This is a genomic window from Falsiporphyromonas endometrii, assembly GCF_042654485.1.
Lineage (GTDB): Bacteria > Bacteroidota > Bacteroidia > Bacteroidales > Porphyromonadaceae > Porphyromonas > Porphyromonas endometrii.
The window spans coordinates 1-23559 of record NZ_JBHSGO010000212.1 but is presented as its reverse complement, the minus strand read 5'-3'; the positions used below and the strand labels follow the sequence as shown (position 1 = coordinate 23559).

Genomic DNA, 23559 nt, shown 5'->3' with positions numbered 1-23559 from the left:
TTAGTGAATCTTTGAGGTTACTTTTTATTCCAGTTTGCTGGATCTTTTCTCCATTCTTTGAGCATCTCTTGGTTTTCGCTTTTAATATAGCCACTTTTAAGAGCCTCCTCTATGACAGCATTGTAATCTGTGAGAGTTGTCAATTCAACTTTGGCCTCTTTGAAGCGTTTGATGGGCTCTTCAAAGCCATGTGTATATATTGCAAGCATTCCCAGTACATCAGCATCTGCTTGTCTAAGAGCATTTACAGCTTTCAGAGAGCTTCCTCCTGTTGAGATGAGATCTTCTATTACAACTACCTTAGCCCCTTTCTTCAGATCGCCTTCTATAAGGTTTTCCATTCCGTGATCTTTGGCTTTCGATCTAATATAGACGAAGGGTAGGTTTAGTAGTTCAGCTACAAGTGCTCCTTGTGCTATGGCTCCCGTCGCAACTCCGGCTATATATTCGGCTTCTGGATACATCCTTTTAACGAGGTTGGCCAATTCTTCTTTGATTGTTGTCCTTACTGAAGGGTATGACAATGTCTTTCTATTATCGCAGTATATTGGGGAGTGCCATCCTGATGCCCACAAAAAAGGTTTGTTGGGTTGTAGCTTTACTGCCTCAACCTCGAGTAGTTTTTGAGCTATTAGTTTCGCTGTTTCTGTCATAATTGTATATTGTTATTGTTATTCTTGCAAAGTTGCAAAATGTCTTTCAAAACTCCATCTTAAATTTGTCTTGATCCATCCAGGCAGGGAACTTAAGTCTAAACTTATCAAGTTTTTCCTTGTCCAATTGTGCTATGACTACTTTGCTCTCATTAGGCTTAGCCACATCCATATAATTACCTTTGAAGTCTATTATTGCACTGTCTCCCGTATGGTTGATGCCGGTCTTATCTTGTCCTATTCTATTGGCACCTGCCACGTAAGATATATTCTCCATAGCCCTGGCTTGTAGCAGCGTTGTATATACTTTATTTCTCGGCTCCGGCCAATTAGCCATGTTGATCATCAGATCATATTCATTGTCTTGGTTTCTACACCAAATGGGGAAGCGCAAGTCGTAGCATATAGTCATCAAGATCTTCCATCCGTTGTATTTGATTATCTCACGAGTTTTGCCATGCTCTATCTTGTCGTTCTCTCCTCCAAATCTAAATAGATGTCTTTTGTCTTGAACAAATATTTCCCCTTCAGGTGTTATGAAGTATCCTCTGTTGTATACTTTGTTGTCGCAAGACTTAGTGAGAACACTCAGTGCAATTGCTTTGTCTCCTTCTTTGCTTATTGCTTTGAGTTTATCGATGTATCTATCATCAGGGTTCATTGCCGCCTTTTGGGTATTCATTGTGAATCCCGTAAGGAATGTCTCCGGAAAGACGATAATGTCAGCTTCTGTCTCTTTTGTTTTTTGTTCGAGTATCTTAATATTAGCCTTAGGGTCTTCCCATGCTATGTCGCTTTGTACTACGGCTAAGTTTAACTTCGTCTTTTCCATACTTCATTATCTCGGCTTGTTTTGTGCAAACTTATTTGGGTTGTATGCTTGGTCTGCATTGTATTTGGAGCAAATATAGTTGAGGTCTTTATTGATATCGCCTGTGGGTTGATATACCTCAAATACGCCAACTTCCTTTTTCTTATAGTCCATTACTGCAAGTTGTACCGGTACATTTGCCCCGATTGCTATTCTTAAGAATCCGGTTTTCCATCGATCGTTGGCACTTCGTGTCCCTTCCGGGGTGATGGCAATATGTCTTGGTCCGGGCTTTGCAAAATATTGCTGCATGGTAGCCACTGTGCTTCCTTTGTTTTGTGAGTCTTTGTTTTTTTGTCTGTTGATTGGAATGCCTCCCATAGCTTTGAGGATTATGCCTAATGGGAAGAAGAACCATTCCTTTTTCATCAGAAATCTTGCTTTTCGTTCAATAGCCCAGTAGTAAAACTTTCCGATGAAGAAATCATAGTTACTTGTATGTGGGGCAACGCAAATTACACTTTTCTCCGGCTCGCTAGGGGGCGTAATGATTTTCCAACCTAATTTATTCAGCATGAATCTTCCTATTGCCTTTCTACTCATATCTATGATCTTTTTGTTTTGTTAGTTTTATTCCTGATTGGTTATAACCTTAATTCAGATACGTGTTTTATTGCACTCTTGTTGCTTTTGACACTTTATCGTTGTATTCTATCTCGGCTTTATCTATTCGTGAGTTCAGTTATAGCCGGTTTGGTCATGCTTTGAATGTAGTTGATGTTTTGTTGTTGGTGTTTAGAAAATCGGTTTAGGAGAATATTGTCCTTTTGCTTGTCACACTGTATATTCGTTTTCTTTTTTGCCACTCCTCCGAGTAGTACGTGTTGCAATTTGCATGACCATATTTTATCAAACACCATCAACCGGCTTGTGATTACTTGCCGATTGATGGGTTTTGTTAGTCCTTAGAGCTAACATTTGTATGTCTTATCTTGGGAGAGATTTATTTTATCTCTTCAGATAGCTCTGATAGCCTTGAGGCAATCTTGTTGATTTCTTCCTTTGCTTTGGCATTAACACTTCTAAAGTATGCTTTTACGAGCTTGGGATCATTCTTGCCATCGATATGAGAAAGCTTCTTGATGTTGTCATTCTGCCAATCAATTATCGCTGCCATAAGATTTGCAAGCTCTTCTTCGTGTTTGTCATCCAGCATAAAGTTCATTACGTACGCATCGTAAAAGATATCTTCTGCTACTGCTTTTATGATTTTCTTAGCTCTTCTTTTATTCATGACTGTAATTTTTTTAAGTTGATACTTAGTCCTTATTATCACAAAGATAGTTTTTAATCTGCTTCCCTTGTTATCAATCTTCTATATTTTTCTCTTCCATGTGGTGGGGTAGGGGAGTGCTTATTGTTTTTCGTGAAGTTTTGTTGGCGTCTTAGCTATAGTTCTATCGCCTAAAGGAGGTTTTTAGCGTATCTGGCTGATTTTATGAATTGCTCTTTCGTTTACCTTTGGATTAGTTCTGTTTTGTTCTTCTTTTGGGTTATTAGATGCTTTTTCCCTTTCCCTCTCTCTCTTTCCTTCTATATCACTTAAGTTTGTCGCTCCGATTTGTTTATCGTTTTTATTTTATAATCCATTGATTTATAGATAGATATATGACTAAATGTCACATAATATTGCTGATTTAACTCCAAATAGAGGCAATTTTTAATCCTCCTTCATTGCCGCCTTGAGTTTTTCGGCTCTATTTTTGCCTATTACCTCTGCTATTTCTTCTATTTTCGCCTCTTTGATTCTTTTTACGGATCTGAAATGGTTTATCAGTTGCTGTTTGCTTTTTGGTCCAATTCCGGGAATATTATCCAATTCGCTCTTAACTTGACTTTTGCTTCTCTCTTTTCTATGAAAGGTGATGCCAAATCTATGTGCCTCATCTCTAATATGTCTGAGTACCCTGAGTGTACTTCCATTGAATGGCAGAGTTTGCGGAATTGGGTCATGTGGATAATATATTTCTTCTACTCTTTCAGCTAAGCCTATCAAGGTTAGCTTGCCAATGAGTCCTAGCTTTTCTAATGTCTCGTATGCTGCTCTAAGCTGTCCTTTCCCTCCATCTATCACAATAAGGTCAGGTAGTTGTTCATTCTCTTTGATTGCTCTTTCGTATCTTCTTCCTACTATCTCCCTCATCGAAGAATAGTCGTCAGCGCCAATTACTGTTTTCACGTGGAACTTTCTATAGTCTTTCTTGGATGGTTTGCCATTTCTAAAAACGGTACATGCGGCAACCGGGTTTGTTCCTTGTATATTGCTATTATCGAAGCAATGAATTAGTCTTGGCTCTTTTGTCATATGAAGATCGCTCATCATTTGTTGCATCAGTTTCTTTTTGCTCTGATCGCTATTTAGCTTTTCTTCTTGTTGTACTTTATCTTTCTTGTATTGCTCAACGTTCTTTATACTAAGATCTAATAGCTGTTTCTTTATTCCTCTTTGTGGAATGGTGATTTTATATTCGTTATTGTTCCATTCAGGGTCAAACGGTAAAATGATTTCGTCTGCTTTGCTTTGAAATCTGTTTCTTAGTTCGCTGATTGTCCTGGCGAGGATCTCTTCTTTATCCTCTTCTACAAGTTTTTTATACTCTACTGTGATAGTGACGGTAACCATTCCTTCCTTAACCTGCATATAATTAATGAAGGCATTATTGTCGTCTTCTGTGTAGGTAAATACGTCTATCAACTTAATGCTTCTTGGGCTGACAGTATGTTTAGCCTCGTAGTTTTGTAGTAGTTGTATTCTTTCTTTGTACTCTTGAGCCTCTTCAAATCTTAGCTCACCAGAGGCTTTAAGCATTTCTTCTTTGTATTCTTTCATCAATGGCCCCAGATTGCCTTTTAGTATCTCTCTTGCCTCGCGGATGTTGTCTTCATATTTCTCTTGGGTGATCTGTCCAGTGCAAGGAGCATTGCATCTTTTGATGTGCCATTTGAGGCATTCTCTGTACTTGCCTTGCATGATTTTTTCTTTGGAGAGATCCAGTCTGCATGTTCTAACTTTGTAAATATCTTCAATAAGCTTTACGATGACTCTTGCCATTGTGACAGAAGGGTAGGGACCATAATATTCGCTTCCATCTTTTTTGATGTTTCTTGTCATAAAGATTCTTGGAAAGTTTTCGTGTCTTATCACAATGCTTGGATAGGTCTTTCCATCTTTTAGAAGTACATTATATTTCGGTTGGAAGGTCTTTATTAAGTTGTTTTCAAGAATGAGAGCATCTGCTTCTGTCTCAACTACTGTGTATTTGAGTCCTCTTATCTTGGAAACCAAGATTCTTGTCTTGCGATCTGTGATCTCTTTTTGGAAATAACTACTTACACGTTTCCTTAAGTTTTTTGCTTTTCCCACATATATAAGAGCCCCTTCTTCATCAAAGTACTGATAGCATCCCGGCTTTGTCGGGATCGTAGGGAGTATTTTGACTATCTCTTCTTTGGTGAGTTTTTGGGGACTTATATAGATCTTTCCGTCTTGTTCCACGTGTAACAATCTCCTTTTAATTTAAGAATATGGCTTATTGTTAGGGGCTTTGTTTGCAATAAATAGATCTTTTATCTGCCACACAGTACAAGCAAGATACTAATATCATGTGGGGATATTCCCGGTATTCTTGCAGCTTGTCCAATCGTTTTTGGCTTTATTCGTTGCAACTTCTGTCTTGCTTCAGTTGAGAGTTGTATAAGTTCAGCATAATCCAAATGATCCGGGATGTAGACATTTTCGAGTCTTCTCAATTTATCCGCCTGCTGTTGTTCTCTTGCAATGTATCCACCATACTTTATCTGTATCTCGGCTGACTCGGAGATAATCTCCTTTTGCGACAGTTGTTCGATTCTTGTTGCGAGTGGCTCGATATACTCCGAAAGACCATTTATGGATACAAAAGGTCTTAGAAGCACATCTTTTAGTTTGGTTCTTTGTTTAAGGGGGTTTTCTCCGATCTTTTCCAAATAATCGTTGATATATTTTGGCTGTACAGAGAAGGTTTCAATAAACTTGATTAGTTCGTCTCTTTGCTTGTACTTATTTCTATAAGCTTTTGCTCTCTCTTGTGTAGCCAGTCCGAGCTCTATTGCTTTGGGTGTTAGTCTGGCATCTGCATTATCTTGCCTTAGAAGGATTCTGTATTCTGCTCTTGATGTAAACATTCTGTAGGGCTCATCAACACCTTTTGTAACAAGATCATCAATTAGCACTCCGATATATGCTTCATCTCTTTTGAGGATAAATTCTTTCCCTTGGCTATGCACATTGAGGTGTGCATTGATACCCGCAATGAGCCCTTGCCCTGCGGCCTCTTCATATCCTGTGGTACCGTTGATTTGTCCTGCAAAAAACAGGTTCTTAATAGGCATTGTCTCAAGTGTAGGCTGTAGCTGTGTCGGGTCAAAGAAGTCATATTCTATAGCATAACCCGGCCTAAAGAACCTAACGTTTTTGAGTGCCGGTATTTTCTTCATTGCTTCAAGTTGAACTTCCGGTGGCAATGAGGACGAAAATCCGTTGATATAGTATTCTGTTGTTGTTTCACCTTCTGGCTCGAGGAACAGTTGATGCATGTTTTTGTCCTTGAAGGTCACAATCTTTGTTTCTATACTTGGGCAGTATCTTGGTCCTATGCTTTGTATTTGACCATTATATAAAGGAGATCTGTCCAGCGAATCCCTTAATACATTATGGCATTCTTCGTTAGTATAAGTTATAAAGCATGGTTTTTGCTGCAGAGTTCTCATGGGAGCGTCCATAAAAGAGAATCTATGAAAATCCTCTTCTCCCATTTGTTTTTCGCAAAGAGATAGGTCGACTGTCCTAATGTCAATCCTTGCCGGTGTACCGGTTTTCATGCGATCTGTTCGAAAGCCTAACTCTTTCAATTGCTCTGTGATGCCATGAGATGCCGGTTCGGCTATTCTTCCACCCTCTATCTGCCTTTCTCCGAAGTGCATTTTTCCTCCTAAGAATGTGCCGACAGTAAGTATCACTGTAATGGCTTTAAACTCCAATCCAAGGAGGGTTTTTACACCTTTTACTTCTTTGTCTTCGATGATAAGTTGTTTGACTTCGTCTTGGATAATGTCAAGGTTTGTCTCCTGTTCGAGTTCACTTCTCCAATGTTCTATAAACTTCATTCGATCGTTTTGTGTCCTTGGGCTCCACATGGCAGGCCCCTTAGATCTGTTGAGCATCCTAAACTGTAATGCTGTGGCATCTGTTATCATTGCCATTCTTCCACCTAAGGCATCTATTTCTCTTACGATCTGACCTTTTGCTATACCACCTACAGCCGGGTTGCAAGACATTTGTGCAATCCTATTCATATCCATTGTGATAAGCAAAGTTTTGCTTCCCAATCTTGCGGCAGCGGCAGCAGCTTCGCATCCTGCATGTCCTGCTCCAACAACTATAACATCGTATATCATCATTGCTACTATCTTTCTTTCAATCGTTTGTTTAGAAGATGTCAGACTCTTTGACGGAGACTTCTTGATCTCAAGCCATTCCATGACACTTAGTACCTTACGATGGCTTGCAATTTATCTATATGGCAAAGATAATGCAATCAGTCAAAGATTTGTCTTTTGACTGCTCAAGAGGGAAATGTCTTTTGGCAGAGGTCGCAAGCCTTGGACTTGTGTTTCAAATATGCATTCTCGTCCATATAAATGGCCATAAAATTGGGGCAACACCCAAATGTAATATTGGATATTGCCCCGTCTTTTTTTGTGCAATTATCACCGTTATTCTGCTCTGTAATAAGCTAACTCTTCAGGCTTGAAATTATTGATAAAGGTTTCAATCTTGTCGAGTTCTGCTTTTGCGTAGTTGAGATACACATTGGCAGATCTGGTGAAACTATCATCTTCGTTGGCAGAGATCATGAGAAGAGAAGCAAAGACAGAGTGACCTGTAGCTTCAACAAGTCTTCTTGCTTGGAAGTCCAACATCTCTTGATCTTTGAAAGAGGTAACATGCTCGATAAGCTTTTTGCTTCTTTCGTTCATCTTCGCAATCTCCTCTTTCATGCTTTGTAGCTCCGGCTTAACTTCAACCTTTTGATATTCATCAAGAATTGTGTGATATGTGCCGGTCGTAATATGGCGAATCGCTGCTACGACTTGTAGCTGTGTTGTACCTTCATAAATGGATGCGATGCGCACATCTCTATATATGCGTTCGCAAGCATAATCTTTCATAAAGCCTGAGCCTCCATGTATCTGAATGGCATCGTATGCGTTTTGGTTGGCATACTCGCTACACATTCCTTTGCCAAGTGGAGTAAATGCATCGGCCAAGCGATTGTAATATTTTTGTTCCTTGCGTTCGTCCGGAGTAAGCTTGCGCTCTCTGCTGATATCTTGAAGGATTTTGTACATATCGACAAATCGGCAAGTTTCGTAGAGAAGAGCTCTTGCTGCATCTGCTTTTGCACGCATAATGCTTAGCATTTCGTACACAGCAGGGAATTGGTTGATAGCTTTTCCAAATTGCTTACGATCTTTTGCGTATGCTTCTCCTTCGCGGCAGGCTGCTTCACAGATACCTACTGATTGAGCCATGATACCCAATCTTGCTCCATTCATAAGCGCCATCACATACTTGATAAGTCCCAATTTACGGTCGCCTACCAGTTCGCATTTAGCATTTTTGAACACGAGCTCGCAGGTTGGACTGCCTTTGATCCCCATCTTGTTTTCTATACGACGAACATCTACGCCACCATCTTTTTTCTGATAGACAAACATGGATAGACCTCTACCATCGTTGGTCCCTTCTTCGGAACGAGCCAATACAAGATGAATGTCAGAGTCTCCGTTGGTAATAAATCTTTTGACGCCATTGAGTCTCCATGTGCCATCCTCTTCATTGAAGGTTGCTTTTAGTCTTACGGCTTGAAGGTCACTTCCGGCATCCGGTTCTGTAAGGTCCATAGACAGAGTTTCTCCTTTGCATACACGTGGTATAAACCTTTCGTGCTGTTCGGGAGTACCAAATTCATATATTGTCTCTGCACAGTCTTGCAATCCCCAAATATTCACGAATCCTGCGTCTGCACGGCTTACCATATCTGCCGCCATGATATATGGCAGGATTGGGAAGTTTAGTCCACCGTATCTTCGAGGCATTGAGATCCCCATAAGGCCGGCATCAATGACAGCTTTGAGGTTTTGTTGTGTGCCTTTGGCATATGTAACACGTCCATTTTCGAGATGTGGTCCTTCTTGATCTACGCTTTCGGCATTTTCGGCAATAATATCACCGCAGATTTCACCGATTACTTCGAGCACTTTGTCGTAGCTGTCCATTGCGTCTTCGAAGTTGAGAGGAGCGTAATCAAACTTGTCTTTGTCTGCAAAACCTCTTTCTTTTAGCTCAACGATCCTCTTCATAAGCGGATGATGAAGATGGTGTCGGAGCTGAGGTGTATCTAAATAAAAGTTAGCCATTGTGATTTAATTTTTCTTTCAACTTCAAGTTATTTGCTATTCTTCTTGTACTGTGCGATCATCTTCGGAATGACCATAGCGAGATCTCCTGTAATGACATAATCTGCTATTGTATTGATTGGTGCTTCCGGATCGGTATTTATAGAGATGATAATAGAGCTTTCTTGCATACCGGCAAGGTGTTGAATCTGACCTGAAATGCCACATGCTATGTATAGCTTTGGACGTACCGTCACTCCGGTCTGTCCAATTTGTCTGTCATGCTCCGTAAATCCGGCATCTACAGCGGCACGAGTTGCGCCTACTTCTGCGCCTAAGATACCTGCCAGCTCATGTAGAAGTTGGAAGTTTTCTTTTGATCCCACACCATAGCCTCCTGCAACAATGATATTGGCGCCACCCAAGTTGAGTCGGCTCTTTTCGATGTGTCTTTCTATAATCTCTACTACAAAGTCAGTATCCTTAACATAGTCATTGACATTGTGATTTATGATTTCTGCATCACCCAACTTTGTTGCAAGCTCCTTTTTCATTACTCCCGGTCTGACAGTTGCCATTTGTGGTCTGCAGTCCGGATTGATGATGGTGGCAACTATATTGCCCCCAAAGGCCGGTCTTATTTGGTATAGAAGGTTTTCGTATTTCTTTCCTTGCTTTTTGTCTTCGTGATCTCCTATTTCAAGGGAAGTACAGTCAGCAGTAAGACCACTTCCTGAGGCTGATGATACTCTTGGCCCTAAGTCTCTTCCCACAGAGGTAGCTCCCATAAATGCAATCTGAGGTTTTTCTTCCTCAAAGAGTTTGCATAGAATAGATGTATGAGGGAGGGTCATGTAATGAGCGAGTCTTTTGTCTTCGAAGATATGCAGGCGATCGACACCATATGGCATTACCTCTTCTTTGATGCCGTCAGCTTTGTCTGTTATTGCAATAGCTTCGAGTTTGCAGCCTAATTCATTTGCCAGGGAACGACCTTTGGTAAGTAGCTCAAGGCTTACTTCCTGTACCTGACGATCTTCTATTTCGAGATATACAAATAAGTTATTCATTCTTCTTAGTCCTCCTTAGCCTATGGTGTGATTATCAATTAGTTCGACCATAAGCTCTTCTATACCCTGGTCGGTAGCTTCGATCTTTCTTGCTTCTTTGGCTTGAAAGACGACGTTAACAATTGTTTTAACCTTAGTCGGTGAGCCTGACAGGCCGCAGAGATTAAGATCTGCTCCTACTGTTTCGGCACTTAGCTCAGGTATGCTGAGATATTTGCGACTTTCGATCAAAGATTGAATTTCTTCTGAAGAGGTCTTTGCTTCACTTGGTGTGCAAGCATGTTTGTACTTCATCAAGAGTTTGGCATTGCGAGGTCTGCATGGAGCAGCTGATCCATTGACCGTGATAAGGCATGGCATGGGAGCCAAAACCTCTTCAATACCATGATCAAGTCTTCTCTTTATCTGTAGCTTATCACCTTTTATAATCATATCTTCACAGTAGGTAACTTGCAGAATATCAAGTTTTTGTGCAACCTGTGGACCTACTTGAGCTGTATCACCATCAATAGCTTGACGACCGGAGATGATCACATCAGCACCTCCAATATATTTGATAGCGGTAGCGAGCGCATAGCTGGTAGCCAGTGTATCTGCTCCGGCAAATGCTCTGTCTGTAAGTAGATAACCTCCATCAGCACCTCTAAACATTGCTTCACGAATAATATCTGCTGCTCTTGGAGGTCCCATTGTAAGGATGTGTACCGTACTTCCCGGCTGTTGATCTTTGAGGCGTAGCGCCTGTTCGAGTGCATTAAGGTCTTCGGGGTTGAAGATTGCCGGCAGAGCGGCTCTATTAACAGTCCCGTCAGCCTTCATAGCGTCCTTACCCACAGCTCGTGTATCAGGAACTTGCTTGGCCAATACAATAATTCTCATATCAATTTACTTTATGTTATTAAGCACTTTGTTTTTTCCGACGATGGCAACATATTCTTTGAGGTAATCCGGTTGCCAGTAAGCTGTATCTACAAAAGATTTTTCTTTGAGAAGCCTGTTTGCCAACGGAGCCATTGCCATTGCGGTTGGATAGATTACTTGATCAGTAAATATCACGTTTGATGATTGAATGATATCTCTTGACTTGTCAGCACCATCACCGGCAAAGATGATTTTTTGTTCTTTCAATTGTTTTTGAAGAAAAGTTTCATCTATGACAATGGCATGATCTTCTGATAACGGTTCGAGATTAGCATCAAACAATGCCGTATAAACCTCCATCCTTCGTGCGTCTATCATAGCACAAATTAGATGATTGTCGGGATTGGGTGTTGCTGCAGCCACAATTTGCAAAGTGGGTACGGCTATCATCGGAATCTCGTATCCAAAGGCTAATCCTTTGGCTGTAGACGCTCCAATGCGAAGTCCTGTATAAGAGCCGGGACCGGCACTAACAGCTATAGCTTCGGGTGTCATTCCCTCTACCTCTTTGCTTTTGAGGATTTCTTCAATGAAAGGGGCCAATGTTTCAGCATGGTTGGGTTTCGTTCCATCGCTTACTCTGTAAGTTAGGTTTTGTCCGTCCACGCTGTATGCTGCCGAACAAAGTTTGGTAGCTGTTTCTATCGATAAGATACCACGTTTTACTGACATTCTATAAAGCCTGTTTAATGTCGGATTGCTATCAAATTTGTTGATCTCCTCTCCGACTGTAAATTACACATTGGGGTATAAACAAAATACCCTTTCAAAGTACAAATATACCTATCATTCCAATACATTACACTATGGAAGATAATTTTATTGCACAAAATACTGCAATTCGTGCAATTATTGCTCTTTTATGCATTATGTCGTTTGTATTTTTGGTGTCTAATATGCTTTAGTTTGAATCCTTTATCAGAACGTTTTGAATGCCGGAGTGAGTCGTTGCGAAAGAGAATCATTTTTAGTACCTTAGCCTCTAAGCAATAAAAACCATGGAGATAATCATATTACTTACCCTGCTTTTATTTATCTGTTGGCTTGGCAGAGCACTCTTCCGGGCAGCAGAGTTGTGTCTCATTGGTAAGGAGCAGACAGATCGCGGCAATGGTCTTTTTCGTGGGGCTGAGAAGCTCGTGATGAGAAACCACTGTTTGTTAAATACTGTTGCCTTGTCTAATGCCCAAAAAGCGACTCAAACTACACTGATTCAACTTCAAAATCTCAAATTCGAGGGTTAGGGTCATCTGACCTTCTTATCGACTTTGCCCGTTTTGTTAGTACGAAACGGGCTTTATTTATACGCTATTTTAATAAATAAGCTCGCGCGAGAAGCAATCTGTTCTCGCGCGACTTTCGATCCGTTGTCGCGCGACCTTGACATACGAAGTCGCGCTACTTGGGGTGCAACCTCGCGCGAGGTTAGGTTCAAGGTAGCGCGAGAATGGATTGCAAGTCGCGCGACCTTACAAAAAAGGCGGCCTAAAGTCAATTTTTAAGTCGTCGAAAGACAAATTAAAAATACACTTTATGTATTTTAACATCTGCCGATACCAATAATTTCCACTCCCGCTCTTTTTTTTCTGAAATAGGCCCATTTTTAAGGTCAAAAAATGCTGTTTGGAGATGATTAAAAGCGCTTCAAAAGTTAACATTATTTATATATTTCAGGTTGTTTTTAATATGAGATAAAGAGCCAAAAGACAGAGATAAGCTTTCAAAAGCAATCTTTTTTTGAGTGCATCATAGGAGTCTTGATCTCCCATTAAAAGCGTGAAATTCAACAGATTTATAAAATTAGCAATCATATTTCGTTTGTATTTTTTTATAAAATGTTTTGGATAATCGAATTAAATAAGCACCTTTGTGTACTACTTCATTAAGACATTGATATAACAATCAAATTTAGATATAGATGATTGAGATAAATAATTTACATAAGACTTACCCCGGCATCCAACCTCTTCATGTCTTGAAAGGTGTCAGTTTGGAGATTGCAGACGGTGAGATGGTTTCTATCATGGGTGCCAGTGGGAGTGGCAAAAGTACACTCCTAAATGTAATGGGCATCTTAGACACTTATGATGAAGGAGAGTATTATCTTGGCGGAGAACTCATAAAGAACTTGAGCGAAAACCGAGCTGCAGAGATTAGAGGCAAAGAGATTGGTTTTGTTTTTCAAAGCTTCAACCTTATCTCATTCAAAAATGCGGTAGAGAATGTAGCTCTTCCTCTTTACTATCAAGGCATAAGTCGAAAGAAACGCAATGATCTGGCATTAGAATATCTGGATATGGTGGGACTAAAAGATTGGGCACACCATCTTCCGAACGAATTGTCGGGAGGACAGAAACAACGCGTATCCATAGCAAGAGCCCTCATTTCACAGCCGAAGATTATCCTTGCTGATGAGCCAACAGGAGCTTTGGACTCCAAAACGACTGTGGAAGTGATGAACCTTCTCAAGCAAGTAAACAAAGATCAAAATGTTACAATGGTCATCGTCACACACGAACAATCGGTGGCCGATGAAACAAATAGATGTATCCACATTCAAGACGGACTTATCTTCTAAGCGATATAGCACAATGAATATACTACCCGACAGCTTTCAAGAGATTGCTTCTACGATGAAGCAAAATAAACTAAGGACCTTCCTGACAGGCTTTGCTGTCACTTGGGGTGTCATGTTGTTGGTCATACTTCTATCAAGCGGGATGGGATTTCAGAAAGCCATGTACCGCAATCTGAGAAACTCCAACAGCACCCAAAAGGTTATTAGCATTAGTCCGGGCATTACTCAAGAGCCTTACAAGGGTTTCAAAAAGGGAAGATATGTCAAAATCCCCTATGCGGACGCCATAAATATATGCAACAGGCATAGTGACATGGTAAAACAATATGGGATATCCATCGATTATTATTCATTCAACCTTACTTACAAAAACAAAAGCACCGGACCCAGCGGATATATACAGGGAGTCAATGAGGCCTTTATTGGTACGACAACTACAACGATATTGTACGGGAGAGAAATTAACAAAGAGGATGTTACAAACAGCAAAAAGGTGATTGTGATAAGTGAAAAAACAGCAATAGACCTTTATAACAATGCGGCCTCAGCCGTAGGTAAAACTCTTAATTGGAGAAATATGAATTTCATCGTGGTCGGAGTATTCAAAACAACCAACATGGGAAATTATCAAAATGCCTTCATTCCGATTTCTACACTCATCAACACAAGTTCCGGCTACATATATATATCAGAGATAAGAATGGTTTGCCCAACTCTTAAAGACACAAAGGATGGAAATCGATTTGCGAACATCATAAAAAGAGAAGTAAGAGCAAGATATAGTGTAGCCCCCAATGACACAGGAATATATGTAAGCAACGAAATGTCTGACAGCGAAACAATTCGCAAGATTTTTACCGGTATAGACATATTTATGTGGATACTGGGCTTCTCAACTCTGATCATAGGACTGATGGGAGTAGCAAACATTATGCTGGTAAGCGTAAATGAGCGTTCAGCCGAGATTGGAATTCGCAAAGCCTTAGGAGCAAAACCAAGAGCAATCATACGGATGATTTTGAGAGAGTCAATCCTTATAACGGTAACTTTCGGGATGATAGGAGTTGCCCTTGGGACCATTGGTATGTCCATAATAGACAGAATCATCAGTAGCTATGCTTGGGCTTCCAAAACAATCAATGGAATGACAATTACACTTTTTTATGATCCGATGATTACATTTAGGACCGCTGTAGCTATCGTTATTGTCATGATTATTTGTGGAGCTATATCCGGGTATCTTCCTGCCCGAAAAACGCTTAAGATATCTGCAGTGGATGCTATGAGAAAATAAAAAGGATATGAGGATGAAGTTTTTCGATATAGATAAATGGAGTGAGGTTGCCCATACCCTCTCAGCAAATAAGAAACGTACAACAGCAACCGCATTTGGCGTCTTTTGGGGGATACTGATGCTGGTGATCATGGTTAGTGTCAGTAGCGGATTTAAAAATGGAATCGCCAGAATGTTGGAAGGCGCCAATCCAAATACAGCCTTCCTATACGCTTCAGCAACAAGCAAACCCTATATGGGTTACAAATCTTCCAGATACTGGTCTATGAATAGCAATGACATCAAAGCTATTCGTCAGAATGTGCCGGAGATAGAATATATGGCTATCAGCCTTTGGAAGTATGGACCCAAAGTGCTGTATAATGGCAAAAAAATAGACAATGTGCAGCTGCAAGCCTTCACGCCGGAATCATTCAATATCACACCTATTAAGATTGTTGCCGGACGAATGCTTCAAGAACAAGACGAACAGGGCAAAAGAAAGGTCTGTTTGATTGGAGAGAAAATCAAAGATCAGTTTTTTGGATCTGAGGATCCGCTTGGCAAGATTATCAGTGTGGATGGCTCTTATGTCAAAGTGGTCGGAATCATCACAAATGCAAACAAAGCCTTCGGCAATTTCAAAAACTCCATTCTCCTGCCATATACTGTAATGAAAGAGAAGACAGGTCAAGGAGACAAAATCAACGATGTAGCTTTTACGGCACACGGAGATATCGAAAAGGCAATCAAAAAGGTCAGAGCCCTGCTCAAACAAAGACACAAAATAGCACCGGACGACGAAAAAGCTGTCGTTGCCACGAATATGGCAGACTTCTTCGAACTAACCAATATGATGATTTTGGGAATGGATGTCCTAATCTGGATCATAGGGATCGGGACTCTTCTAACCGGGATTATAGGGGTAAGTAATATTCTTTTGGTAACCGTTAGAGAACGAACAAGAGAAATTGGTGTTAGAAGAGCTTTGGGAGCAAAACCAAAGACTATAGTCAATCAACTGATGTCTGAAAGCCTCACCTTAACCATCAGTGCAGGCATTGTTGGGATGTTGATGGGAATATTCATCATGGCTCTCGTAGATATCGTATTGCAAGGACAAGATATAGAGTTCTTTTACAACCCCACAATTCCACTATCAACTGCAATAATCTCACTCATAATCATCATTACAGGTGGTATATTGGGAGGATTGCTGCCGGCTTATCGGGCGATACAGATTAAGGCGATAGATGCAATCCGTGACGAATAGGCTTATCATAAGGGGTATATTGCTGCGTTATCCTCAAGAATCGATATTGGTCACATACAAAAGTATGCTCCCGGCTATCGATCTTTCGAAGCCTTGCACTATACACCCTTCTGATAACCCTATTAAAAGAAAAGCAAGAATAAGGAATATGATGGTACGTTATCTTCAAAAACCGATATTGGTCACATACAAAAGTATGAACCCGGCTATCGATCTTTCGTGGCCTTGCACTATACTCCCTTCTGATAACCCTATTAAAAGAAAAGCAAGAATAAGGAATATGATGGTACGTTATCTTCAAAAACCGATATTGGTCACATACAAAAGTATGCTCCCGGCTATCGATCTTTCGAAGCCTTGCACTATACTCCCTTCTGATAACCCTATTAAAAGAAAAGCAAGAATAAGGAATATGATGGTACATTATCCTCAAGAATCGATATTGGTCACATACAAAAGTATGCTCCCAGCTATCGATCTTTCGAAGCCTTGCACTATACTCCCTTCTGATAACCCTATTAAAAGAAAAGCAAGAATAAGGAATATGATGGTACGTTATCCTCAAGAATCGATATTGGTCACATACAAAAGTATGCTCCCGGCTGTCGATCTTTCGAAGCCTTGCAAGCAGAGAATAAACAGATAAACATATTTGAAATAAACAACATTAGAGATATGAAAAAGGCATTAAAAATTATCTTCGGCGTAATGATTGCCGTTATTGTGATTGGTGCATTCACCTTCCTTTACAAGAAATCACAGCCTGATGCTGTACAGTATCAGATTGAAGAAGCTAAGATGGCAGACAGTATAGAAAACACTGCTATTATTACGGGACAAATCGAACCACGCAACGAAGTCCTTATCAAACCACAGATGAATGGAATTGTGTCCGAGATCCTTCACAAAGCAGGAGACATTGTCCAGGCAGGAGAAGTCATTGCAAAGCTCTCTGTCGTTCCCGATATGATGCAAGTCAACAACAGCCAATCTCAAGTAGATGTAGCTCAGATTGCCTTCAAAAATGCCAAAGAAATCTATCTAAGAGACAAAGACCTTCACGAAAAAGGAGTCCTTTCGACCGAAGAGTTTCAACAAAGCGAGGCAAACTACAAGCAAAAAAAGATAGATCTTGAGACTGCCAAAGATGCTTTGGAGATTGTACTTACCGGTGTATCCAAACGCACTGCCAAAACAAGCACGACACTTGTAAGGAGCACCACAAGTGGCAAGATCCTTGATATTCCCGTTAAGGTTGGAAACTCCGTCATACAAGCCAACACCTTCAATGAAGGGACCACAATTGCAACAGTTGCCAATATGAATGACCTGATTTTTGTCGGTAAAGTTGATGAAAGTGAAGTTGGCAAAATGAAAGAGGGCCAAGCCGTAAATATCACCGTAGGGGCATTGGGACAAAAAAGCTTCCCTGCAACGATTGAGTTTATCTCTCCCAAAGGGACTTTAGAAAATGATGCAACTACTTTTCAAATCAAAGCCGCCATTAAGGTTGGAGACAATTCAGACATTCGATCCGGCTACAGTGCCAACGCAAATGTGGTACTTGAACGAGTAACCAAAGTACTTTCAATTCCCGAAACCTGTGTAGAATACGATGGGGACAAGACTTTTGTTCAAATTGTTACAGATGATTCGGATCCTAAAAATATTCAGAGTGAACGCAAAGAGGTGAAGCTTGGAGTAAGCAATGGAGTTATCATACAAGTCATCAGTGGACTGAAGAAAGGCGACAAACTAAAAGCAAATGCATTATCCTAAAGAAAATGAAAACTAAAGCAATTATACTTTTTGCTATCAGCGCAATAGCATCATGGTCTGTACAAGCCCAAGAGCCTATATCTTCAGGAGAAAAACTAACCCTCTCGGAGTGTATCAAGACTGCCAACCAAAACAGTATCAATATAAAACGCGCACAGATACAAAGAATCATATCAGCCATCGATCTAAGAGAGGCAAAGCACCAATTTCTTCCACAAGTAAGTGCAGGAATAAGTCAAGGATTTGATTTCGGGCGATCAAGAGATAATCGAGGCGTATATGTAGACAGATCCTCAGCAAGCACATCTTTCTCAATAGGGGGTAATTTCAATCTATTTAGCGGATTGGCAAGGCTTCACGCCATTAAGGAAGGCAAATTGGGCAAAGAGATAGCTAACCTGGATGAAGAGAAAGTAAGAAACGATCTCAACATCCTTATTGCCGGATTCTTTTATACTGCTGCATACAAACAAGAGGTCTGCAAAATCATTCAGTTACAAAAGGAACAGACCGACAAAAAAGTCAAACAAACAGAGACTATGGTAAAAGCAGGGAAATGGGATGAGAGCAGACTCTATGATATGCAGGCAGAGCAAGCACAAAACGAACTCGACCTTACGCAAGCCAAAGCGGAACTTTCGCAAGCAATGCTGGACCTTACACAAGCAATGAACATAGAAGAAAGCTATTCCCAGAGAGCAATAGATACAGAAGGATTGGAACATCAGCCGGTCAAAGATATTCTTCCCACTTCCCCATCGTCAATTTATCAGGCCGCAACAATATGGATGCCTCAAATACAAGCGGCAAAGCTTCAGATAGAAAAGAGCAAAGAACAAATATCAGGAGCAAAAAGTGGGTATTTACCTTCCCTGGGATTAAGCGTCGGATATAACAATGGATACTACTATAACTTCCAAAAGGAGTATAAAGCATTCAACAAAAGCTTTGCCGACCAGTGGAAAGAAAACGGAAGAACAGGTATAAGTCTTTCGCTAAACATCCCCATCTTCGATGCCCTTCAAACAAAGGAACGCGTAAACAGAGCCAAAGCAAGTCAGACATTGGCCATGCTCGACCTTACAGACAGAGAACAATCACTTCGCAAAGATGTGGAACAAGCATTCAACAATGCAAAAAATGCCAAACAGCAGATTGTGGTGGCAGATCTTTCACTCAAAGCTGCCGAGAAAGCATTCAAAGCAGCTGAATATCGCTACGAAGCCGGAAAGATAACAGCCTACGAATACAACGAAGCTGCCAACAAGCTAAGCATAGCCAAAGTCAAACTTCTACAAGCTAAATTTGATTATATCTACAAAGAATACACACTGAAGTTTTATATAAACCCCAAAATGTCTTCAGACAATCTCGGAGGACATCATTAACCCCCGCCTAACAAGGATTAGAGATAGCTTTAATAAGACACATCAAGGTTAGGCTAATAGCATCAACTTAGAGCTGTGTCAAAATTATACTCGCTCCGAATCAACATCATTTGTAAAGAACAATCGCTATCAAAGAGCTAAAACTCAATGATAGCGATTGCGTTTGTTTGATCAAAAGGGTTGTAACTGTCAATCATAAAGGGACTTTCCACAAATCCAAATTATCATACAACCCCTTTATAGCTTGAGGAACTTTCCTATCGCTCACATCTCACAATCTTCCCTTCTCTTCATTGCCCGCACCGGTACCTTTGTACTTGCTTCGTGTGACATTAAACTTATACCGCAAAGTAATAGAGACCTCTCGACTGTCAAAGTAACTTGCCTGATCAAGTACAAATCGTTCGGCAATGATGCGACTTCCATCCCTTCGTGAATTAAAAATATCCGTACACTTGACCTGCAAAGACCAGCGACCTCCCTGCCACTCTTTGGTAACAGAAGCGTCTACATATCCTTTGGGCTTATAAATCTCTACATTCTGAGCATTTCCCTTAGATGTAAACGATGCATCCAGTGAGGCTGTCCAACCTCTTCCCAGATCAAAGATATTGTTAGATCCCAATACCCAAATCGGTCTATTAAACTTGATATCTTTCCCTTCTTCATGCAAGGTAAGAAAAGGCTTTAGCAAAGCCACATAGCTCTGTGTACTCCATATTCCCCAATGCGGAAAAGCTACCAACTGAGCAGATACTTGCTTGAGAGAAGGTATGTTCTTACGAGTAAGAAGGGTGATGGATTTACTTTCAGCAACCGGCTTTACCCAAAACAGAATTGCATCGCGCGAATCCTTATATGACAGTCTTAGCTGAAAAAACTTCCACATACCGCTAAGGTCGACATTGTGAATATATTCATGTTTGAGCTGAGGGTTGCCCGTCTGCCATATAAATCGATTGGCATATGTATAATTATTGCTAAGCTGATCGTATGATGGACGATTGGTAATAGCTGAATAACTTAGACTCGTTTGGACCGTTCCAATCCGGGTACTAAGAGATATGTTGGGGAATAAGTTCCTAAAAATACGGCTCTGATCATCAGCATGTATACCATTTTGATAATAATCGTACTGCACACGTTCATAACGAAGTCCCATCGAAAGCTCACTCTATCCTCTATCTGACAGTCATAGCCAACAAAGGGCGCAATGTTTGATTCTTTAAACTTGGAATATGACGAAGGTACAATCTCTTCTTTATTGATATAATCATCCTGACGATGAGTATATGTGTATTCTCCTCCGGCACTAAATACGCCGGGGCCAATTGGGTAACTCAATGTAAGCTTAGCAGCATAAAGATCATTGTTTACATTGTTTTCCGTATTTAGGTCTCTACTCTCATGATCACAGTTTCTTTCGGAATAAATAGCATCTGATTGACTATTTCTCTTAAAACAATCTGCATTGAAATCCATGTCCAGCTTACCTATGCTTCCCACATAATAGAGATTGACTTGATGAGAAGGTGATGGCAGAGAACGATGACGGACATGTGTTTCCAATCGGTCATAACCCTTGCCTTCGGCTGTAACATCGCTAACAAATGAGGTGTTTTCTCTCTGGGTATTGCAATCGAATTGATAATAGGCACCAAAGGAATTGTGACTATCCAATGTATAGTTAGCTCCAATCTTCGCTTGATAGGACTGGTCTTTTATCTTATTATTTTGAAGAGCATCTCTTCCACAAGGTATCAATTTGAGAAATAGTGATTACATGGCCATGATTATAGTTATTCATTAACGAATACTGCAACGTACCGAATAGGTCCAACCGATTGTGCCTATAGTTCCAATTAGCCTCATCAATGAGATCTGTATTTCTCGACTGATAGTATGAAGAGCGCAGGTCAAAACCAAATCCATCTCCTTTGATGCGTCTCGTTTGGATAAGGACCACACTGCCGACCGAAGCATCATACTTCGACTCGGGATTAGTAATTACACGGATACTCTTGATATCTTCCGACTTCAACTGCTCCAACTCCGATAGATCTCTCACTTTCCTGCCGTTGATATAGAAGAGAGGAGTCCCCTGATTATCTTGAACATCGCCTTTGATGCTCTGAGCAAAAAGTGAAAGAAAACATGTCGATAAAACAGCCATTAGTATTACCGACAAAAACCTTGCAAGTGGTCTAAGAATCATAGGGAAAAGGATAAAAACATATTTCACAAAAATAATAAAAGTCAATAATTACAGCTTCCATTTCTCCGGACAAAACTATTGCTTTGTCCCACTATATCCTCTGATGACTTTTACCATCAATCCTTCACTCTTTATTATTGGCACAAGATCAATTTCTTTAGTTTTTGTCTAATAGTAATAACTCGTTACCGACTATTGCAAAAAGGCTGAGACAAGGGTGCTCTATACACCAATATCTCAGCCTTTTATCTGTTATCTAATACAGATCTTAAACTCAAGTATGTTTTTAAAACATCTAATTATCCATCTAATCCTCTAAAGATATTTATGGATTAAACATGAAGTTGCATAAGCTCCATTGTTGTCAAATCAGTTGCTGTTTACTAAAACTTTGGAGTTAAAAATAGACATCAGACTCATGTATGTTGTTTGGTAACTGCTCTATACAGATACTATTGTATGAATCCTTGGCCTTAAGCTCTTCGTCATTGTCCATAACCCATTCGGGACATGGATCACCAATTTTGCTTATTCTCTTGATGTTAAGGATATAAATGTTGTTTCGGACAAGTCCAAATCGTCCATAAATACTACCCTTCCGTTGCTCCTTGGTGAAGTGAGAAGGATAATAGGTATAATAATTAATGCCATAACAGTAGTACCTTAATCCGAAAAGATCAAAACCTTGTTCTTTATAAGATTCCGAATCTCCATATTTTGATAAGATTTTGTTATTCCCAGTCTTAATAGACTTTGTTTCCAATAGTCTATTGATAATCTCTTCAAGGGATCTGTCTTGTAGCTTTTCTTTCTTCTTGACCTTCTCTATGCTATCAAGCAATTCTTGCTGACAGATAAATTTCTCTCCATCTGCTGTTGAATAAATGGCATATCCATAATCTGAATACTTGAGGTCTTCGATATTATCCAAACAAGATTTGTATTTCGTTGGATACATGACCAATCCTATCACAACGCCCGGAGTATTGTTTTTCTGCGGGGCTTCCGTGTTTGGAACAGTTTCAAAGGCCAAAATCTCACAAGAAGAGTCTTCCTGTTCTTTAAGAACATAATTTTGTCTCTTAAAAAAAATTGTAGACAAACCCGTATAAGGGGCCTCCTTCTCACTCTCAAAAGGATAAGAAGCATAACGATCCTTGGGCTCGCTCCCATCACCACACACCTCATCGATCTCATTTCCTGCCAACTTAGCCAAAGGTCGCATCAAATAATAATGAGAAGCGTTTACATTTACTTCACAGTTGTATATCTGAGGCATCTTTACAGGCTCGAAAAAAGATTCTGTCAACTTAAGTTCAGAAAAGTCCGCAAAGACAACAGCGGTCAAAAGCTCTACTTCAATATTTAGAGGTTTTTCCTCAGCAACCTTATAATCATCCGCAAGATCTTCCGACTTAAGCAAGACCGGACCTTGCGCATTACACATTGGGACAAATCCATACTTGTTGGTAAAATCAAAGTAGCCCGAAAGTTCCGGCCTAATCCTATTAGCTTTGATTGGAGCCTGCAACTCTTCAAGTGAAGCCCCCTTAGCCATCTTACCCAACATATTTATTGGGGCGTTGACCACTGCCACGACATACATATCTTGCTTATAAATGGGCACAGTCCTCTGAAAGCCGTCCTGGTCTACATCTTCAAGATCAAAATGTTCACGAGCAATAAGCATCTTGTCTTCTGCATCATAAAAGAGGAAGTCAATATATTTCATCTCATTAAACTGAGTATTGAGACGATCTGTATTCCGTAAAGAGTTTTTCAATCCGAGCACAGACAGGGTCACATACCCCTTTTTTTCCTCCTTTTCAATAAAATTCACCTCATCATCGAAGCGTTCACTTCTACATGCAACAAAAAAGACACTCAAAATAAGGGATAAGATTCCATAAGCGTACAATCTAATCTGATTCATACCATTAAATATTTAATAATTAGTGAAGGTGCAAAAAGACCGGTAGTATCCCAAAAAGTGTGTAAAGGAGATTTATCTTTGAGTCAAAATTAATCATTTCCTTTCATTGTTTAGTTCATCCGTCAGGCGGGCATGAAAAACACCGGGGGGATTGGCGTCCGCCCG

Annotated in this window: 21 protein-coding genes; 7 read left to right on the top strand and 14 right to left on the bottom strand. The window is 40.2% G+C overall.

Annotated features, from left to right (window positions below; translation table 11 throughout):
- Nucleotides 1-17: 17 nt before the first annotated feature.
- From pyrE to tsaB, 10 genes are all read right to left on the bottom strand, one after another.
- A complete protein-coding gene (gene pyrE, locus ACFO3G_RS08720; RefSeq protein WP_380079976.1) occupies nucleotides 18-653 on the bottom strand; it encodes an orotate phosphoribosyltransferase in 636 nt (211 codons plus the stop codon).
- A gap of 46 nt (nucleotides 654-699) precedes the next feature.
- Nucleotides 700-1485: a nitrilase-related carbon-nitrogen hydrolase gene (locus ACFO3G_RS08715; protein WP_380079974.1), complete on the bottom strand. Its 786-nt coding sequence runs from the start codon at nucleotides 1483-1485 to the stop codon at nucleotides 700-702.
- A gap of 6 nt (nucleotides 1486-1491) precedes the next feature.
- Nucleotides 1492-2067: a 1-acyl-sn-glycerol-3-phosphate acyltransferase gene (locus ACFO3G_RS08710; RefSeq protein ID WP_380079972.1), complete on the bottom strand. Its 576-nt coding sequence runs from the start codon at nucleotides 2065-2067 to the stop codon at nucleotides 1492-1494.
- A gap of 400 nt (nucleotides 2068-2467) precedes the next feature.
- Nucleotides 2468-2758, bottom strand: a complete 291-nt coding sequence (locus tag ACFO3G_RS08705) for a hypothetical protein (RefSeq protein ID WP_380079970.1) — start codon at nucleotides 2756-2758, stop codon at nucleotides 2468-2470.
- A gap of 426 nt (nucleotides 2759-3184) precedes the next feature.
- Complete coding sequence (gene uvrC, locus ACFO3G_RS08700) at nucleotides 3185-5020, bottom strand: excinuclease ABC subunit UvrC (protein WP_380079968.1); 1836 nt, start codon at nucleotides 5018-5020, stop codon at nucleotides 3185-3187.
- A gap of 71 nt (nucleotides 5021-5091) precedes the next feature.
- Complete coding sequence (mnmG, locus tag ACFO3G_RS08695; RefSeq protein WP_380080004.1) at nucleotides 5092-6963, bottom strand: tRNA uridine-5-carboxymethylaminomethyl(34) synthesis enzyme MnmG; 1872 nt, start codon at nucleotides 6961-6963, stop codon at nucleotides 5092-5094.
- A gap of 315 nt (nucleotides 6964-7278) precedes the next feature.
- Nucleotides 7279-8985 (bottom strand): acyl-CoA dehydrogenase family protein, encoded by a 1707-nt coding sequence (locus tag ACFO3G_RS08690; RefSeq protein WP_380079966.1) that lies wholly within the window; start codon nucleotides 8983-8985, stop codon nucleotides 7279-7281.
- A 29-nt stretch (nucleotides 8986-9014) separates the two neighbouring features.
- Nucleotides 9015-10034 (bottom strand): electron transfer flavoprotein subunit alpha/FixB family protein, encoded by a 1020-nt coding sequence (locus ACFO3G_RS08685; RefSeq protein ID WP_380079964.1) that lies wholly within the window; start codon nucleotides 10032-10034, stop codon nucleotides 9015-9017.
- 15 nt (nucleotides 10035-10049) lie between these two features.
- Nucleotides 10050-10919 carry an electron transfer flavoprotein subunit beta/FixA family protein gene (locus ACFO3G_RS08680; RefSeq protein ID WP_380080002.1) on the bottom strand — a complete coding sequence of 290 codons (870 nt, stop codon included), beginning with the start codon at nucleotides 10917-10919 and terminating at the stop codon, nucleotides 10050-10052.
- A complete protein-coding gene (gene tsaB / locus ACFO3G_RS08675; protein WP_380079962.1) occupies nucleotides 10920-11627 on the bottom strand; it encodes a tRNA (adenosine(37)-N6)-threonylcarbamoyltransferase complex dimerization subunit type 1 TsaB in 708 nt (235 codons plus the stop codon).
- A 326-nt stretch (nucleotides 11628-11953) separates the two neighbouring features.
- Between tsaB and ACFO3G_RS08670 the strand changes: the two genes are divergently transcribed.
- The 7 genes from ACFO3G_RS08670 (at nucleotide 11954) to ACFO3G_RS08640 (ending at nucleotide 19246) form a co-directional block, all read left to right on the top strand.
- A complete protein-coding gene (locus ACFO3G_RS08670) occupies nucleotides 11954-12199 on the top strand; it encodes a hypothetical protein (RefSeq protein ID WP_380079960.1) in 246 nt (81 codons plus the stop codon).
- Nucleotides 12200-12873: 674 nt separating this feature from the next.
- Complete coding sequence (locus tag ACFO3G_RS08665; RefSeq protein ID WP_380079958.1) at nucleotides 12874-13533, top strand: ABC transporter ATP-binding protein; 660 nt, start codon at nucleotides 12874-12876, stop codon at nucleotides 13531-13533.
- Nucleotides 13487-14827 carry an ABC transporter permease gene (locus tag ACFO3G_RS08660; protein WP_380079956.1) on the top strand — a complete coding sequence of 447 codons (1341 nt, stop codon included), beginning with the start codon at nucleotides 13487-13489 and terminating at the stop codon, nucleotides 14825-14827. Before ACFO3G_RS08665 ends, ACFO3G_RS08660 begins: the two co-directional genes overlap by 47 nt.
- Nucleotides 14828-14834: 7 nt before the next feature.
- Nucleotides 14835-16079, top strand: coding sequence for an ABC transporter permease (locus ACFO3G_RS08655; RefSeq protein ID WP_380079954.1), 1245 nt, complete (start codon nucleotides 14835-14837; stop codon nucleotides 16077-16079).
- Between the two features lie 148 nt (nucleotides 16080-16227).
- The gene (locus ACFO3G_RS08650) at nucleotides 16228-16725 is read left to right on the top strand and encodes a hypothetical protein (protein ID WP_380079952.1); all 498 of its coding nucleotides are present in this window, start codon (nucleotides 16228-16230) and stop codon (nucleotides 16723-16725) included.
- Between the two features lie 29 nt (nucleotides 16726-16754).
- The gene (locus ACFO3G_RS08645) at nucleotides 16755-17858 is read left to right on the top strand and encodes an efflux RND transporter periplasmic adaptor subunit (RefSeq protein ID WP_380079950.1); all 1104 of its coding nucleotides are present in this window, start codon (nucleotides 16755-16757) and stop codon (nucleotides 17856-17858) included.
- A gap of 5 nt (nucleotides 17859-17863) precedes the next feature.
- Nucleotides 17864-19246, top strand: coding sequence for a TolC family protein (locus ACFO3G_RS08640; RefSeq protein WP_380079948.1), 1383 nt, complete (start codon nucleotides 17864-17866; stop codon nucleotides 19244-19246).
- 271 nt (nucleotides 19247-19517) lie between these two features.
- Here ACFO3G_RS08640 and ACFO3G_RS08635 read toward each other — a convergent pair whose 3' ends face one another.
- The 4 genes from ACFO3G_RS08635 to ACFO3G_RS08620 form a co-directional block, all read right to left on the bottom strand.
- Complete coding sequence (locus ACFO3G_RS08635; RefSeq protein WP_380080000.1) at nucleotides 19518-20387, bottom strand: outer membrane beta-barrel protein; 870 nt, start codon at nucleotides 20385-20387, stop codon at nucleotides 19518-19520.
- Nucleotides 20270-21010, bottom strand: a complete 741-nt coding sequence (locus tag ACFO3G_RS08630) for a porin family protein (protein ID WP_380079946.1) — start codon at nucleotides 21008-21010, stop codon at nucleotides 20270-20272. Before ACFO3G_RS08630 ends, ACFO3G_RS08635 begins: the two co-directional genes overlap by 118 nt.
- A complete protein-coding gene (locus ACFO3G_RS08625; RefSeq protein WP_380079944.1) occupies nucleotides 20976-21488 on the bottom strand; it encodes a hypothetical protein in 513 nt (170 codons plus the stop codon). Before ACFO3G_RS08625 ends, ACFO3G_RS08630 begins: the two co-directional genes overlap by 35 nt.
- A gap of 370 nt (nucleotides 21489-21858) precedes the next feature.
- Nucleotides 21859-23394: a fimbria major subunit gene (locus ACFO3G_RS08620; RefSeq protein WP_380079942.1), complete on the bottom strand. Its 1536-nt coding sequence runs from the start codon at nucleotides 23392-23394 to the stop codon at nucleotides 21859-21861.
- Nucleotides 23395-23559: the final 165 nt, after the last annotated feature.

Bases quoted from the DNA above. Each gene is read 5' to 3' on its own strand.
- pyrE (WP_380079976.1), bottom strand. From the start codon at position 653: ATGACAGAAACAGCGAAACTAATAGCTCAAAAACTACTCGAGGTTGAG.
- ACFO3G_RS08715 (WP_380079974.1), bottom strand. From the start codon at position 1,485: ATGGAAAAGACGAAGTTAAACTTAGCCGTAGTACAAAGCGACATAGCA.
- ACFO3G_RS08710 (WP_380079972.1), bottom strand. From the start codon at position 2,067: ATGAGTAGAAAGGCAATAGGAAGATTCATGCTGAATAAATTAGGTTGG.
- ACFO3G_RS08705 (WP_380079970.1), bottom strand. From the start codon at position 2,758: ATGAATAAAAGAAGAGCTAAGAAAATCATAAAAGCAGTAGCAGAAGAT.
- mnmG (WP_380080004.1), bottom strand. From the start codon at position 6,963: ATGATGATATACGATGTTATAGTTGTTGGAGCAGGACATGCAGGATGC.
- ACFO3G_RS08690 (WP_380079966.1), bottom strand. From the start codon at position 8,985: ATGGCTAACTTTTATTTAGATACACCTCAGCTCCGACACCATCTTCAT.
- ACFO3G_RS08685 (WP_380079964.1), bottom strand. From the start codon at position 10,034: ATGAATAACTTATTTGTATATCTCGAAATAGAAGATCGTCAGGTACAG.
- tsaB (WP_380079962.1), bottom strand. From the start codon at position 11,627: ATGTCAGTAAAACGTGGTATCTTATCGATAGAAACAGCTACCAAACTT.
- ACFO3G_RS08670 (WP_380079960.1), top strand. From the start codon at position 11,954: ATGGAGATAATCATATTACTTACCCTGCTTTTATTTATCTGTTGGCTT.
- ACFO3G_RS08665 (WP_380079958.1), top strand. From the start codon at position 12,874: ATGATTGAGATAAATAATTTACATAAGACTTACCCCGGCATCCAACCT.
- ACFO3G_RS08660 (WP_380079956.1), top strand. From the start codon at position 13,487: ATGAAACAAATAGATGTATCCACATTCAAGACGGACTTATCTTCTAAG.
- ACFO3G_RS08655 (WP_380079954.1), top strand. From the start codon at position 14,835: ATGAGGATGAAGTTTTTCGATATAGATAAATGGAGTGAGGTTGCCCAT.
- ACFO3G_RS08650 (WP_380079952.1), top strand. From the start codon at position 16,228: ATGATGGTACGTTATCTTCAAAAACCGATATTGGTCACATACAAAAGT.
- ACFO3G_RS08645 (WP_380079950.1), top strand. From the start codon at position 16,755: ATGAAAAAGGCATTAAAAATTATCTTCGGCGTAATGATTGCCGTTATT.
- ACFO3G_RS08640 (WP_380079948.1), top strand. From the start codon at position 17,864: ATGAAAACTAAAGCAATTATACTTTTTGCTATCAGCGCAATAGCATCA.
- ACFO3G_RS08620 (WP_380079942.1), bottom strand. From the start codon at position 23,394: ATGAATCAGATTAGATTGTACGCTTATGGAATCTTATCCCTTATTTTG.